This window comes from Sulfurimonas lithotrophica (genome assembly GCF_009258225.1).
Lineage (GTDB): Bacteria > Campylobacterota > Campylobacteria > Campylobacterales > Sulfurimonadaceae > Sulfurimonas > Sulfurimonas lithotrophica.
Genome location: NZ_CP043617.1, coordinates 484,879 through 499,417 on the forward strand (window position 1 = coordinate 484,879; position 14,539 = coordinate 499,417).

At 30.4% G+C, this 14,539-nt stretch carries 13 protein-coding genes; 10 read left to right on the forward strand and 3 right to left on the reverse strand.

The window, feature by feature from the left end; all coding sequences use genetic code 11:
• The first annotated feature begins 2 nt into the window (after positions 1 to 2).
• Positions 3 to 1,286 carry an O-antigen ligase family protein gene (locus FJR48_RS02555; RefSeq protein ID WP_152306606.1) on the forward strand — a complete coding sequence of 428 codons (1,284 nt, stop codon included), beginning with the start codon at positions 3 to 5 and terminating at the stop codon, positions 1,284 to 1,286.
• Here FJR48_RS02555 and FJR48_RS02560 read toward each other — a convergent pair.
• Positions 1,272 to 2,102, reverse strand: coding sequence for a glycosyltransferase (locus FJR48_RS02560; RefSeq protein ID WP_188108608.1), 831 nt, complete (start codon positions 2,100 to 2,102; stop codon positions 1,272 to 1,274). The two genes, FJR48_RS02555 and FJR48_RS02560, sit on opposite strands and share 15 nt — an antisense overlap.
• A 69-nt stretch (positions 2,103 to 2,171) precedes the next feature.
• On the opposite strand from FJR48_RS02560, the gene FJR48_RS02565 reads away from it, so the two are divergent.
• Genes FJR48_RS02565 through waaF form a run of 6 tightly spaced genes read left to right on the forward strand, consistent with a single transcriptional unit; the run spans position 2,172 to position 8,804 of the window.
• A complete protein-coding gene (locus FJR48_RS02565; RefSeq protein ID WP_152306608.1) occupies positions 2,172 to 3,779 on the forward strand; it encodes a glycosyltransferase family 2 protein in 1,608 nt (535 codons plus the stop codon).
• On the forward strand, positions 3,769 to 4,515 hold the full coding sequence (locus FJR48_RS02570) for a glycosyltransferase family 2 protein (RefSeq protein WP_152306609.1): 747 nt from the start codon (positions 3,769 to 3,771) through the stop codon (positions 4,513 to 4,515). Before FJR48_RS02565 ends, FJR48_RS02570 begins: the two co-directional genes overlap by 11 nt.
• Positions 4,512 to 5,420 carry a glycosyltransferase family 9 protein gene (locus FJR48_RS02575; RefSeq protein WP_152306610.1) on the forward strand — a complete coding sequence of 303 codons (909 nt, stop codon included), beginning with the start codon at positions 4,512 to 4,514 and terminating at the stop codon, positions 5,418 to 5,420. The genes FJR48_RS02570 and FJR48_RS02575 overlap by 4 nt, the downstream gene beginning before the upstream one ends.
• A gap of 19 nt (positions 5,421 to 5,439) precedes the next feature.
• Entirely contained in the window at positions 5,440 to 6,450 is a 1,011-nt protein-coding gene (gene rfaD / locus FJR48_RS02580; protein ID WP_152306611.1) for an ADP-glyceromanno-heptose 6-epimerase, read from the forward strand.
• Positions 6,450 to 7,865: a D-glycero-beta-D-manno-heptose-7-phosphate kinase gene (gene rfaE1 / locus FJR48_RS02585; protein ID WP_152306612.1), complete on the forward strand. Its 1,416-nt coding sequence runs from the start codon at positions 6,450 to 6,452 to the stop codon at positions 7,863 to 7,865. The genes rfaD and rfaE1 overlap by 1 nt, the downstream gene beginning before the upstream one ends.
• On the forward strand, positions 7,866 to 8,804 hold the full coding sequence (gene waaF / locus FJR48_RS02590) for a lipopolysaccharide heptosyltransferase II (RefSeq protein WP_188108609.1): 939 nt from the start codon (positions 7,866 to 7,868) through the stop codon (positions 8,802 to 8,804).
• Here waaF and waaC read toward each other — a convergent pair.
• A complete protein-coding gene (gene waaC, locus FJR48_RS02595) occupies positions 8,788 to 9,780 on the reverse strand; it encodes a lipopolysaccharide heptosyltransferase I (protein WP_241856089.1) in 993 nt (330 codons plus the stop codon). The genes waaF and waaC overlap by 17 nt on opposite strands.
• Positions 9,781 to 9,854: 74 nt before the next feature.
• On the opposite strand from waaC, the gene FJR48_RS02600 reads away from it, so the two are divergent.
• Positions 9,855 to 11,567 carry an ABC transporter ATP-binding protein gene (locus tag FJR48_RS02600; RefSeq protein ID WP_152306614.1) on the forward strand — a complete coding sequence of 571 codons (1,713 nt, stop codon included), beginning with the start codon at positions 9,855 to 9,857 and terminating at the stop codon, positions 11,565 to 11,567.
• Positions 11,568 to 11,573: 6 nt separating this feature from the next.
• Here FJR48_RS02600 and FJR48_RS02605 read toward each other — a convergent pair whose 3' ends face one another.
• Positions 11,574 to 12,074: a transcriptional regulator, SarA/Rot family gene (locus FJR48_RS02605; RefSeq protein ID WP_152306615.1), complete on the reverse strand. Its 501-nt coding sequence runs from the start codon at positions 12,072 to 12,074 to the stop codon at positions 11,574 to 11,576.
• Positions 12,075 to 12,174: 100 nt separating this feature from the next.
• Here FJR48_RS02605 and FJR48_RS02610 point away from each other — a divergent pair, with 100 nt between their 5' ends.
• Positions 12,175 to 13,413, forward strand: a complete 1,239-nt coding sequence (locus FJR48_RS02610; RefSeq protein ID WP_241856090.1) for a TolC family protein — start codon at positions 12,175 to 12,177, stop codon at positions 13,411 to 13,413.
• Positions 13,413 to 14,531 (forward strand): efflux RND transporter periplasmic adaptor subunit, encoded by a 1,119-nt coding sequence (locus FJR48_RS02615; protein WP_152306616.1) that lies wholly within the window; start codon positions 13,413 to 13,415, stop codon positions 14,529 to 14,531. Before FJR48_RS02610 ends, FJR48_RS02615 begins: the two co-directional genes overlap by 1 nt.
• Positions 14,532 to 14,539: the final 8 nt, after the last annotated feature.

The window sequence follows — 14,539 nt, forward strand, 5'->3', positions numbered from 1 at the left end:
AAGTGTTCAAAAAAATATTAGATTTAAAAGTACAATATCAAGACAAATATATCTTAGCAGCAAATTATTTATTTATTGTATATGCATTTTTTTTACCGATATATGCAAAACCTGTAAAAACAATTTTTGGAATGGTTTTAGTTCTTTTTTTATTATCTGGAAATATAAAAGAAAAACTACTGTTTGCTTTTAAAGACAAGGTTGTTCAAGCATTTTTATTATTTGTTTTAGTGCATTTAATATGGATACTTGGTTCTGAAAACTTAGAGATGGCTGTATTCAAGTTAAAGGAACTAAAATATGTACTATATATGATAGTTTTCATAGCAGTTATAAGAAAAGATTTTATATATAAAATATTAACCGGATTTTTATTAGGTATCTTTTTTAGTGAAATAGTAAGTTATCTTATGCTTTTTGACATAAGAATACCATATCTGGTTTATACTGGATATGGTGTGAATGTGCCTTTTATGGAAACGTTTACTCAATATAGTACTGTACTTTCAATATCGTTAGGAATATTATTGTATGGAATTGTCACAAAAAAGCAAAAATTATGGGTAAAGATAATCTATGTAATGTTTTTTATAAGTGCATCTAGTAATATCTTTATAATCCAATCTAAACTTGGATATGGACTATATGCTATTTCTATTTTAACTGTTACTGCAATGATAATGATAAAGTATAAAAAGTACTTTATGCTACCTGTATCATTAGTATTGATTTTTGGAGGATATTTTATAGCATATAATACAAGTGATATTTTCCATAATAGAGTAAATGATTTTTTTAATCAAACAGAAGCTGCTATTGATAAGCAAAATTATTATACTTCCACCGGTGCAAGAGTTGGATTTTATGTATATTCATATGAGATTATGAAAGAAAATTTTTTATTTGGAGTCGGTGCCGGTGATCATATAGGCGAGTTTAAAAATTACGTAAAAGAGCATGAAACAAATAAAAAAAATATTCACAGTATGTATGAAAATACGAAAAATGGTGAGTATGCCAGTTTACATAGTGAATTTTTGGATAATACTTTACAGTTTGGAATTATAGGATTATTGGTTTTTCTAAATATATTTTATCAGCTTTTGAGATATCCGTATGATGATCACTATATGAAAGTTGTTCAAATTATTTTTATAGTGATATTACTTAGTGTATCAAGTGTTAGTTTAGTATTTTTATATGCGAAGTTAAAGAATATATTTATATTTTTATCGGCATTGACTTTGATGCATTATCATAATGAAAAACGGCTAAAGCTTCTTTAGACCGTTTTTACAGATAAACTCTTCATTATCCCATTTTTTCTTCATAATTGCATTATTCGCATTAACGTTTTCACTATTCCAGCTTCTTGGATGATATAAATGAAATGTATTTGCAAGGTATCTTACACTTTGTGAATCTATCCCGAAGTGCTGAAATCTCCATGTTAGGTCTATATCTTCTCCAACGGACGGTGTAGTATAGTCTTCATCAAAACCGTTTATATATTCCAAATCTTTTTTAAAGCACGAAAAGTTACAGCCGATTATCATTGGGCGTTTTTTATTAAGTTTTTGTTCTAACGAGGAGCCTTTTTTCAGTTTTATACCTTCTTCAACATGTCTTGCTTTATCCATTGCTAAAAAAGGTAAAAATAATCCAAATAATTTTTCAACTATATAAGGATTTAGATATCCTTTTCTAATAAGATTAGAAAAAAATGGACCTAACTCTACGCGTTTGCCACATAATATTCGACTATGAGTAATAGACTCTACATGTTTTTGTACAAAGTCACTGTAAGGGATAATATCTCCATCTATAAAGATAAGATACTCACCTTTTGATTCTTTGGCAGCACGGTTTAAGGCTATGTTTTTTCTCCAACCGGTATCTTCTTGTGTTAAATGCTTTAAGAGATTTTTTTCTTTATATGGGGCTAAAAACTCACGCATCTCTTCTGATTCACAATCTTCAGAAATAATTATTTCAAAATTTTCATGTGTTTGGTTTAATAGACTATCAAGTATAAGTTTAAGTGCTTGTGTATCTTTGTATACAGAGACTATGACGCTAACTGAAATATCATTATAATTCAACATAAGCCTTTTTTAGGATGGATTTTATCATTAATTAGTTAAAATGCCACTTTATATTATGGAGAGTTAATGGTATCTATTATTTCGGTTAATTATAATAGCTCAGATGAAACACTTGATATGGTCAAAAGTGTAAGGGCTAATACAAAAGTAGAATATGAATTAATCATTGTTGATAATGCTTCAAAGGATAACGAAGTAAACAAATTAAAAATTTTAGAAAACGATAGTGATATTAAACTTATTTATAGCAAAAAAAATGTCGGTTTTGCATCCGGAAATATGTTGGGTGTAGAAAAAGCAAATAAAGACTCAAAATATTACTTCTTTTTAAATAATGACACACTTTTGATCAATAATGTAGTTGACACTTTATATAAAACTTTAGAACAAAACAGTGATATAGGTCTGGCATCTCCACAGCTATACGATGAAAATGAAAAAAGAAGTACGACTTTTAGAGAATTTCCAAGTGTATCTGAGAAGATTTTCGGTAAAGGTTTTAAACGTTTCGTGTCTTTAAGAAAAATATATAACAATAAAAAAGAGTATAAAGATGTTATAGACGTAGGTATAGTCAGTGGTGCATCTATGTTCTGCAGGGCAAAAGCATTTAATGAAATCGATGGACTTGATAAAAACTTCTTTTTATATTGTGAAGAAGAAGACCTTTCTCAGCGTTTTCACGAAGCAGGGTATAGAGTCTGTTTGGAACCAAGAGCGAAGTTGATCCACCTTTCAGGAGTAAGTACAAAAAGAAACTTTTTAATAGAGAGGGAATTTTTAATCTCTTACTTTTATCTTTTAACAAAGCATCTGGACCATTTGATGGCATTTATTTTAAAACTGCATATTACATTGAAGTATCTGTCTAAAATAAATAAAGATGTCGTAAATAAACAGTTATTTTGGTTTTGTTTAGAATTTAATAAAGATATGTATAGTTTAAAACACGATATGAATACAAAATATCTTGACTTTTTTAAATCTATAAAAGAACATTTTAAAACTTCAACAAACTCTATACATAAAGCAAGAAATGAGATAAAAGTAGTTTCATACAATGATGAAGAATTTGTTATAAAGTCATTTAAAGTCCCACATTTTATAAATAAGATAGTATATACTTTTTTTAAAGATTCAAAAGCAAAAAAATCATATGAAAACAGTGTAAAGATTATAGATTTTGTTCCAAAACCGATAGGTTATATTGAATTTAAAAAATATGGACTGTTAGAGGACAGTTATTTTGTAAGTAAAAATTTCAAATATGACTTGACAATAAGGGAACCTCTTTTAGATAAAAACTATGAAGATAAAGAGCGTATTTTCAAAGAGTTTGCACTTTTTACGTATAAACTTCATGAGAGAGGTATTTTTCATCTTGACTATAGTCCTGGCAATATTTTAATTAAAAAAGAAAATGATAGTTATATTTTTAAAGTAGTTGATATTAACAGGATGCAGTTTAAAAAACTAAATCTGAGTGAGAGGTTGTTAAATTTTTCTAAGCTTTGGGCTAAAGATGAGGATTTAAAAATCATTGTAAAAGAGTATGCAAAGATTATAAATGAGGATGAGACTATGTGTATAGAGGTTGCTTTGGATTATTCTCAAAAACATAAAGATAAAAAGAATTTCAAAAAAAGATTAAAAGGGCAGAAAGTTGTTGATTAGTGTAGCTATAATTGCCAAAGATGCAGAAAAAACTATTGCTAGTACTCTAGAGAGTCTAAAGGTGTTTGAAGATGTCGTTATATATGATAACGGTTCAACAGATAATACAAAAAGTATATGTAAAGAATATGAAAACGTTAATTATGTAGTTGGAGAGTTTAGTGGTTTTGGTCCTACAAAAAACAAAGCAGCAGAGTTCTGTAAACATGATTGGATATTATCTTTGGATGCAGACGAAGTGTTAACGGCAGAATTTATTGAAGAACTTAAATCAATTGACTTAAAAGATGAAAATGTCTATACGATAAACAGGGTGAATTATTATAAAAAACAAAAAATTACTCATTGTTGGGCGAATGATATCATCGTAAGGGTTTATAATAGAAAAAAGACTGCTTTTAACGATTTGCATGTACATGAAAAAGTTATTAATGAAGGTTTTAATACAGTAGGTTTAAAAAGTGAAGTAAATCATTTTCCATATTCTACAGTTACGGATTTTATAATTAAACTGGACAGATATTCTACTATTTTTGCCAAAGATAATGCTGGTAAAAAATCATCTTCTCCATTAAAAGCTATACTAAATGCTAAATTTTCTTTCTTTAAAACATATATTATAAAACGCGGTTTTTTAGACGGTTATGCAGGGTTGGTAATAGCATTTTCACATATGGCTACAAACTTTTATAAATATATAAAACTATATGAAGCAAACAAAGAGTTAGAAAAATGAGAGTATTGGTTACCAGACACGATAAAATAGGTGATTTTATTACATCCTTGCCAATGTGTAAAATATTAAAAGATCAAACAGAACATAAGATAGTGATGCTGGTATCTAAAATCAACTATGACTTGGCATCAAGGCTTGATTTTATAGATGAGGTAATTGAATATACAGATGATGTATTTGAGCTCTCAAAAAGAATAAGAGAAAAGAATATAGATGTAAGTATAAGCGGATATATTGAGAATAAACTTGGAATCGCTTTAATTATAGCCGGTGTAAAAAAAAGAATAGCACCCGCTACAAAGATAGCACAAATCTTTTTTAATGATACACTAAAACAAAGAAGAAGTGAAGTCAAAAAAACTGAATGGCAATATAATTTAGACTTGGTGAAGCACTTTGATGAGAACCTGAAACTTGATTTTCAAAGACCTCTTTTAGACACTAAGAAAAAACGTGAGAATATAACTATGTTCCATGTAGGTAGCGGTGGTAGCAGTGATGGAAACTTATCTTTAGACGATTACTTGAAACTTGCAAAGATTGCATCTGAAAAATCAGAAGTGGTTTTTACATTTGGACCTGATGATATTGAAGACAAAGAGTATATAAAAAAACACTTGGATTTTGAAGCAAATATAAGAGATGATTTTAAATCTATTTGGGATTTGACAAACTTTATATCTACATCTAAAATCTTTATAAGTACTTCAACAGGACCAATGCATTTGGCAGGTTTGACAAATACAAAAACTGTATCATTCTTTGGAGCAAATCTATTTGCATCAGCTAAAAGATGGTCAACTATAAGTGATATAGAACTTCAAAATAACTTTGAAGTTCCTGCAGACTATTCGAATGAACTTTATCAAGATATCCAAAAGACGCTTTTATCTAAAATAAGTTAAAAGATAGTATAATCGCTTTATGAAATACAACGACATAGACTTTAACAATAAAACAGTTCTTATCACTGGTGGTGCGGGTTTTATAGGCTCAAATTTGGCATTTTATTTTCAAGAAAACTATCCAAAATGTAATATAGTAGTTTTAGATAGTTTTAGAAGCGGTGAAACACTTAGTAACGGAAATCTAAAGAGCTTTGGACATTTTAAAAACCTTTTAGGTTTTAAAGGAAAAGTTATCAGCGGAGATATCAATGATAAATCTTTACTTGCATCTATAAATGAAGAGTATGATTTTGACTATATCTTTCATCAAGCTGCTATCTCTGATACTACTGCATCTGAGCAAGATTTGATGATTCAAACAAATGTAAATGCTTATGAAGATCTATTAAAAATAGCGATTAAACATAATGCAAATATGATCTATGCATCTAGTGCCGCGACCTATGGAGACAGTGACAGGTTTGAAGTTGGGTTTGAACAGCCAAACAATGTATATGGTTTTTCAAAAGTTATGATGGACAATATTACATACAAATATATTGAACAAGGTGTAGATATCTCCATAGTCGGTCTTAAATATTTTAATGTTTACGGTCCAAGAGAATACTTTAAAAATAAGACCGCATCTATGGTTGTTCAGTTTGGTCATCAGATATTAAACGGACAAACGCCTAAACTATTTGAAGGAAGCGATAAAATTTTAAGAGATTTTATCTATATAGATGATATTGTTCAGGCAAATATATTGGCGTGCGAACCTAAAAAAAGCGGTGTGTATAATGTCGGTACGGGAAAAGCAAGAAGTTTTGAGGATATTGTAAATATACTTCAAAAAGAGCTTGCAATAGATAACGGCAAAGAGTATATTCCAAATCCTTTTGTTGGTCAGTATCAGTTTTTTACAGAAGCAAATATTGACACTACAAAAGAAAACTTGGGTTATAAGCCAAACTATGAAATGGAAGATGGAATTAAGGCATATTTACCTGAAATCAAAAGACTATTCGATGTTGAGGTTAAAAAATAATGCATAACTCTCCTAAGGTTTTAGTTGTAGGTGATTTGATGATAGATCACTATCTTTGGGGTAGTGCAAACCGTATATCGCCCGAAGCGCCTGTTCAGGTTGTAGATATTGACAAAGAGACAACTGTCCTCGGCGGTGCAGGAAATGTTGTAAATAATTTAAGAGCACTTGGATGTGAAGTTAGTGTAATATCTGTCGTTGGTGATGATGATGTCGCACATGAATTAAAAAGCATGTTAGATGCGATAGATACAAAAAGTTATTTAGTTAAAGAAGATGAAAGAAAAACTTCTAAAAAAAGTCGTATTATTGCATCACATTCACAAGTAGTTCGTTATGATAAAGAGTCAAAAGAGAATATTACTAAGAGTTCTGAATCTGAGGTTTTGAAAAATTTCTCGACTCTTTGTGCGGAAGTTGATATTGTTTTATTATCAGATTATGGTAAAGGTGTTTTAACTACCTCTTTGACAAAAGATATTATAAACATTGCTAAATCTAAAAATAAAAAAGTATTAGTAGATCCAAAAGGACTTGATTATTCTAAATACAGCGGAGCCTACCTTTTAACTCCAAATAAAAAAGAAGCACAAGAAGCAAGCGGAATTAATATAACTGATGATAATTCCTTAGTAGATGCACTTAAAAAACTAAAAGATGTAGCAAAACTGGATATCTCTTTAATTACTTTAAGTGAAGATGGAATCGCAATATTTGATGACAAGCTTATTATGCGTCCAACTGTTGCACGTGAGGTATATGACGTGACAGGTGCAGGTGATACTGTCCTTGCCTCTCTTGGATATTCACTTGCCTCAGGGAAAGATATAGTTTCCGCTTTAGAGTTTGCTAACCTGGCAGCCGGTGTTGTTGTTGGAAAGCTTGGTAGTGCCACTGCAACGATAGATGAGATAGAACACTATAGAGCCAGTATAAATAAAACTAGTATAGATGCACACATTAAGAGTTTTGAAGAGTTAAAGATTCAAGTTGAGAGACTTAAAAAACTGGGTAAAAAAATAGTTTTTACAAACGGTTGTTTTGACATACTACATCGAGGGCATGTAAGTTATCTGGATATCGCAAAATCTTACGGTGATGTGCTTATTCTTGGACTTAATTCAGATGCAAGTGTTAGAAAATTAAAAGGTGAATCTCGTCCTATAAACTCTGAAGAGGATCGTGCATTCGTTCTCTCAGCTTTAGAGAGTGTGGATTTTGTAACTGTCTTTTCAGATGAGACACCGTATGAACTTATTAAGATGGTTGAGCCTGACGTACTTGTAAAAGGTGGAGACTATGAAGGCAAAGAGGTTGTAGGTAGCGACATTGCACGTGAGGTAAAACTTGTTCAGTTCGTAGATGGAAAAAGTACCACGAAGACTATTGCTAAAATCCAAAGTTGTGAGTGTTAATTGAAGATATTTATTGAAATTCCTACTTGGCTTGGCGATGCTGTAATGACGACGCCTGCTATAGAGAATATCGTTAAAACATATCCGGATGCTAAGTTAACAATATACGGCTCATATGTATCTACAAGGTTGTTTTTACACCATCCAAGTGTAGAGAAGATTTTTATTGACGAGTCTAAAAAAGAGGGTTTTAGATATTTAAACCTTTATAGAGATGCAAAAAAAGTAGGCAAGTTCGATATAGCTCTGAGTTTTAGAAAAAATTTTACTACCCAGTACCTGCTTTTCTTTTTAGGTGTTAAAAAAAGATACATATATAAAAGATATACAAAAAAAGAGATACACCAAGTCTTACGTTATAACGTTTTTATAAATAAAAGTTTTGAGATTCAAACGACTCCAGGTAAGTTAAAGATATATGGTTACGAAAGTGAAAAATCAGATAAAAAAATTTTAGGTTTAAATCCGGGTGCGACTTACGGGAGTGCAAAGCGTTGGTACCCTGAAGAGTTTGCTAAAGTAGCTATAGAGATGTCAAAAGATTATGATATTGTAATCTTTGGCGGGCCTAACGAAGATGAAATAGCGGCAGATATTGAAAAACTGCTTGTAGATGCAGGTGTGAAAAATTATCAAAACCTAGCTGCTAAAACAAGTGTTGAAGAGTTAATAAGCGGTATATCAAAGTTAGACTTGTTTGTCACAAACGATTCTGGGCCTATGCATCTGGCAGCTACATTTGGAGTTCCTACGGTTACTATATTTGGACCGACCAAATATACAGAAACAAACCAGTGGATGAATGAAAAAGGTGTTATAGTTACAAAAGATTTGGATTGTGCCCCATGTATGAAACGTATATGTCCACTAGGGCATCATAACTGTATGAAACTTATAAAAGCAGATGACGTGCTGGAGAAAATTAGAGAAGTTCTCTAGCTATAGAACATATTTCATAAGAGTCTATCTCTTTTATAGAATAATCTTCTTTATTTAGTTTGTATGGATTGACTTTAGAAGGTGATTTTACAACTTTGTTTATATCAGTAATATAAACTCTACTGATTGGAGTTGGTCCAAATATTGTTATAGAGGGTATATTCATAGCCCATGCCATATGTGTCGGACCTGTATCGTTTCCTATAAGTAGATCACATTGAGCTATTAATGCTTTTAAAGTATTCAAATCTGTTCTTGGGACAAGTGTTGCAAAATCAGAGTGTTGCTCTATATATTCACCGTCCTTTTTTTCCTCTTCACTACCCCAAATAACTAATATATTTTCTTTTAATTCATTTGCAATTTCTACAAATTTTTCTTTTGGGTAGTTTCTTGAAGGCCAAGTTGAGCCTATTACGAAGATTATATTTTTTTTCTCTTTACTTAAGTAGTCATAAATAATTTTATTTTCATTCCTATAAAATAAAAACGGCTTTTTTTCAAATATATCTTTACTTGTTATTCCTAAGTTTAGGGATTTACTTACAACTTGGACATTTCTATCTATTGTGTTTGCATCATATGGCATATTGATTTTATGTTTGTAAAAAAATGAAGCGATGCCTTCACGTACACTGTCTTTGTCAAAACCGTAAACATCACCTTTCATAAACTTAGTGATCAATGCCGACTTTAAAAGCCCTTGCATATCTATGATATAGTCATATTTTGGAAGTGATTTTATTATTTTTATTTGTTCTGTCAAATCAGATATTTTTTTAGTCTTTTTAAACTTTTTTAATTCAACTTCTATAATTTTATGAATATCATTGTTGTCTTTTAAAATGGCTGACATAGATTTTTCTACAATCCAGTCTATTTCAGATTTTGGATAAATATTTTTTATAAACTGTAGCACGATTGCACTGTGAACAATATCACCCATTGCGCTAAGCCTGACTATAGCTATTTTCAAAAAAAACTCCATATAATTTTAGGAATTATAGCAAGTTAACTTTTAACTTGGATATATAGTGTAAAATACGACTTATGAAAAAAGTTTTAAAAAGATATTGGCCATTTGTTAAAGAGTATAAGTTTTATTATTTTTTGGTGTTTATCGGAATTATTTTAACCGTTAGTGCAACTGCAGCGACAGCTCATATAATGAAACCCCTTATGGACGAGATGTTTATTGAGAAAAAAGAGGAGATGTTATATCTTATTCCTATAGGAATGATAGTAATTTATTTTGTTAAAGCTATAGGTAGATATATTCAATCTGTATATATGCAGTATATAGGTGTACATATCGTAACTAGATTTCGCGAGATGATGCTTGAAAAAATGATATCTCTTGATATGATGTATTTATATTTAAACCGTAGCGGTGAGTTGATTTCAAGAATATCAAATGATATAAATAGAATTTTATATTTTGTATCAAATATGTTTCCAGAATTATTAAGGGAGTCACTGACAGTTGTGGCACTTATAAGTTATACGATATATTTAAATCATACTTTAGCAATGTATGCATTAGTTGTAGTACCGTTAGTAGTTTATCCATTGATAAAAATTGCTAAAAGATTGAAAAAATATTCTCATAGGATGCAGAATAAAAATGCAGACGTAACAACCAGACTTACAGAAATATTTAATAATACAGAAGTGATAAAGGCTAATGCAACTGAAAAATATGAAGTTCAACGCTTTAGTGAGCAAAGTTGGGAATATTTTAAAATACATATGAAATCTGTTTTTGTCGGTGATGTAGTACCGCCTGTAATGGAAGTTTTAGGTGCCAGTGGACTTGCAGCTGTTATTTTTATCGGTGGTAGAGAAGTTTATGACGGTAATATGACAGTCGGTGAATTTACTGCGTTTTTAACAGCTGTGGGACTTATGTTTGATCCTATTAAAAAAGTTGGTGCTATCTATACAAAAATTCAAGATGCTTTAGCTGCAAGTGAGAGAATATTTGAAGTTTTAGATACTAAAAGTCGTATTACGTACGGTAATGTAGAATTATTGGATAATATCAAAACAATAGAATATAAAAATGTAACCCTTAAGTATGAAGACTCTTATGCATTAAATAACGTAAATATTAAAATAAGTTCGGGTGAGAATATAGCATTGGTCGGAGACAGCGGTGGTGGAAAATCGACTTTTATAAATATGCTTCTGCGTTTTTTTGACCCGGACAACGGGCAAGTTTTAATCAATGATTTGGATATAAAAGAGTATGAAAATACTTCTTTAAAGCATCATATGTCTTTAGTAACTCAGCGTATATATATATTTCAAGATACTTTAGCGGCAAATGTAGCTTATGGTTGTGAAGAGATAGATGAAGAAAAAGTTCATGAAGCTTTAAGACTTGCAGATGCCACAAAGTTTGTTAATGAACTTGAAGATGGAATAAATACACAAATGGAAGAGTTTGGTGCAAATCTTTCAGGTGGACAGCGTCAACGCGTAGCTATCGCTAGGGCGATATACAAACATTCGTCGTTGTTACTCTTTGATGAAGCTACATCTGCTTTGGATAATGAGAGTGAAAAGAGAATTCAAAAAGCTTTGGATGAATATACAAAAGATAAGATAACCATAACGATAGCACACAGGTTAAGTACGATAAAACATGCCGATAAAATCTTGGTTCTACAAAAAGGAGAAATAGTAGCATCCGGAACTCATAATGAATTATTAGAGAGTAGTGATATTTATAAAAGATTAGCGGGTCAGTTAGAAGCTTAAACTAGTTTATTCTCTATCGTGATCACCTAGTGCATGAAAGAGTGAGTCGGATAATCTTTTTCTATCTTTTTCGTTTAAATGTATAAAAAAATTCTCTTCCAATTCAATAACCTCACTTAAAGATTTTTCCACAATATTTTTTCCTAAAGGTGTAAGTTGAACAAGTTTACTTCTTTTATCTTCTATATTATCAAGTCTTTTTATAAATTCTTTTAGTTCTAGCTTTTTTAATACCTTTGTCATACCTCCTGAAGAAAAAAGTAGTTTTTCATACAGTTTTGTAGGGGTTAAAGTGTGCTTTTCGTCTTTGCAAGAATATAAAGAAGCTAATACGTCAATTTCGCTATTTGAGAGATTATATTTTTTACTTAAAAGGTTCTCAATCTTAGTCAAAAGTTTTTGAGATAACATAATCAAAGGCAAAGTTACATAGCCTATGTCACTCTTACTACATATATGGTCGTCATCCTTGCTATCAAGGTGTAATTTTAATTCATTAGCATTCATTAATAGAATTATACAATTTTTTTACTTAGAAAAAATATATCTTTCTAGAAAGATATATTTAAGAAGGGCTATGATACTATTGCAGACTTAAAGGAAAAAAATGATAAAAAAACTATATTTAATATGTGTCATTCCTTCTTTTGTTTTTGCTCATACCTTAAATGAATTAGTAGAAATGTCTTTTAATAACAAGCTGATAGAATCTTCAAAAATGAATATCGAATCAACTCAATATGAGTATGAAAGTGTTAAAGCAAAATATCTACCTCAATTATCGCTTGGGGCTAAATATCAGTTGACAAATAAGGAAACATCAAGTGTAGCGGATAATATAAATGTTTTATATGCAGAGGTTGATTATAATATATATGACGGAGGAAAAAGGGAAAACACTTTTGATTCATATGAATCGGATATCTTAAGTGCTAAAGAAAATCTTTCGGATTTAAAAAACAAAATAGCTCTTGAAGTTGTTAACTACTATTACAGTTATATGTCTTTGTCTTCACAAAAAGAGGCAAAACTTAAACATATAGAGCAACTTCAAGCCCAACATCAAAGACTTCAAAAGTTTTTAGAAGCAGGCAAAGTTACTAACGATGAAGTAGATAAAATTGTATCTAGAGTACAAAGTGCAAATGTAAATTTACATGAGATAGAATTAAATATACAAACAATTCTACATAATTTAGAATATTTAGTAGGTAAGAAAGTTAGTGTTACCGGTACTTCAAAGATAGAAGAGTATATTGAACAAGAAGATAACGGAATTCGATCGGATCTTAAGGCTTTAAAATTAGATACCGAAAGTTTACTATATAAAGCTAAAGCTCAAAAAAGTGATTATTTTCCAAGTCTTAATATTAATGATACTTATTATAGATATGATTTGAACTATAAAACTCTGACATATAACGGGCTTTCTGATGAATACACTCAAAATCTAATATCTTTAAACTTGTCTTGGAATATTTTTGGATTTGGTACAACAAAAAAAGCTTATGAATCAGCTTATAAAAAATATACCGCTTTAAAGTCAAAATTTGAATATGAAAAAAATAAAGCAAGTGTAGATTTAAAATTAGCAAAAAAAGCTTTAGAAATCGGAAAACTTAAAATATTATCGGCAGAGGCTGCTTTAAAAGCGGCAGACAGTACATATGTAACTATTAAAAATAAATACCAAAACGGTTTAGTAGATAATGTTGCTTATCTTGAAGCTTTAAGTGAAAAATATTCGGCAATCAGCCAATTAAAAGATGCAACTTATGACTTAGAGATAAAAAAAACAAATATAATATACCACAGCGGTAAAAATATAGAGGAGTATATAAAATAATGAAAAACCAAAAGAGAATACTAGTCTTATCAATCTTGTTAATTATCATGCCGGTGTATATATTAGCCGCTGAAGAGAAAAAAGCTATGCCAGCACCAAAAGCAGACATATATATAGTCCCTGAAGCCAAGGATATTCAAATAGATTTAAAATATCCGGCACAAATAAAATCTTTTAAGAATGTAAAAGTTTACTCAAGAGCGTTAGGTATATTGGAAAAAAAACTTTTTAAAGAAGGTCAAATTGTACAACAGGGAGATTTGCTTTATAAAATAGAAGACAAACTGTATGAGGCTAAAGTTCAAGCTGCAAAAGCTTCCGTTGAAATGAATCAGGCAGTTTTAAACAATGCAACACGTAATTGGGAGAGAATAAGTAAGTTATATAAAAGTAAATCCGTAAGTGATGAACAAAGAGATGAAGCCCTATCGGAATATGAAAATGCACTATCTGCACTGGCTTTGGCAAAGGCACACTTAAAACAAGCTCAAATTGACTTAGATTATACATCTGTAAAAGCACCTATTACAGGAGTGGTTGGACTTAAAAAAGTTGATATAGGAAACTTAGTTACCAATGAACCCCCGAGTGAATTAGTTAGTATAACTCAAAACGACAAGGTTTATATCGATTTTTCTATGCCTATGAGAGATTATGAAAATATTAAAAATAACCTTTGGTCAATACCCGAAAATGGCAAAATACAGGTTGCAATAAACCTTGATGGAAAAGAACTACCACAAATAGGTGTGGTAGATTTTATAGATGTTAATATAAATCAAGCAACTTCTACTCTAAAGATGAGAGCAATAGTAGAAAATCCGGAAAATACATTGATGCCTGGGAATTTTATAAGAGTTGCATTAAGGGGAATTTTACAAAAAAATGTTATTACTATTCCTCAAAAAGCACTTTTACAAAATCCTATGGGGACTATAGTTTTTGTGGTTGAAGAAGGTAAAGCAGCAGTAAGACCTGTCATAGCAGGAAGAGAAAGCAATGATAAATATATTGTTGCAGGCGGTATGTTAAAGAGTGGAGATAAAGTTATAGTAAATAATTTTTTTAGAGTAAAACCGGGACAACCTTTAACTGTAGATAAGATAATTAATAAATAAGGGAAAAT

Excerpts from the sequence above, each read along its gene's own strand:
- FJR48_RS02610 (WP_241856090.1), top strand. The coding sequence starts at position 12,175 with ATGATAAAAAAACTATATTTAATATGTGTCATTCCTTCTTTTGTTTTT.
- FJR48_RS02600 (WP_152306614.1), top strand. The coding sequence starts at position 9,855 with ATGAAAAAAGTTTTAAAAAGATATTGGCCATTTGTTAAAGAGTATAAG.
- FJR48_RS02605 (WP_152306615.1), bottom strand. The coding sequence starts at position 12,074 with ATGAATGCTAATGAATTAAAATTACACCTTGATAGCAAGGATGACGAC.
- FJR48_RS02575 (WP_152306610.1), top strand. The coding sequence starts at position 4,512 with ATGAGAGTATTGGTTACCAGACACGATAAAATAGGTGATTTTATTACA.
- rfaE1 (WP_152306612.1), top strand. The coding sequence starts at position 6,450 with ATGCATAACTCTCCTAAGGTTTTAGTTGTAGGTGATTTGATGATAGAT.
- rfaD (WP_152306611.1), top strand. The coding sequence starts at position 5,440 with ATGAAATACAACGACATAGACTTTAACAATAAAACAGTTCTTATCACT.
- FJR48_RS02615 (WP_152306616.1), top strand. The coding sequence starts at position 13,413 with ATGAAAAACCAAAAGAGAATACTAGTCTTATCAATCTTGTTAATTATC.
- FJR48_RS02565 (WP_152306608.1), top strand. The coding sequence starts at position 2,172 with ATGGTATCTATTATTTCGGTTAATTATAATAGCTCAGATGAAACACTT.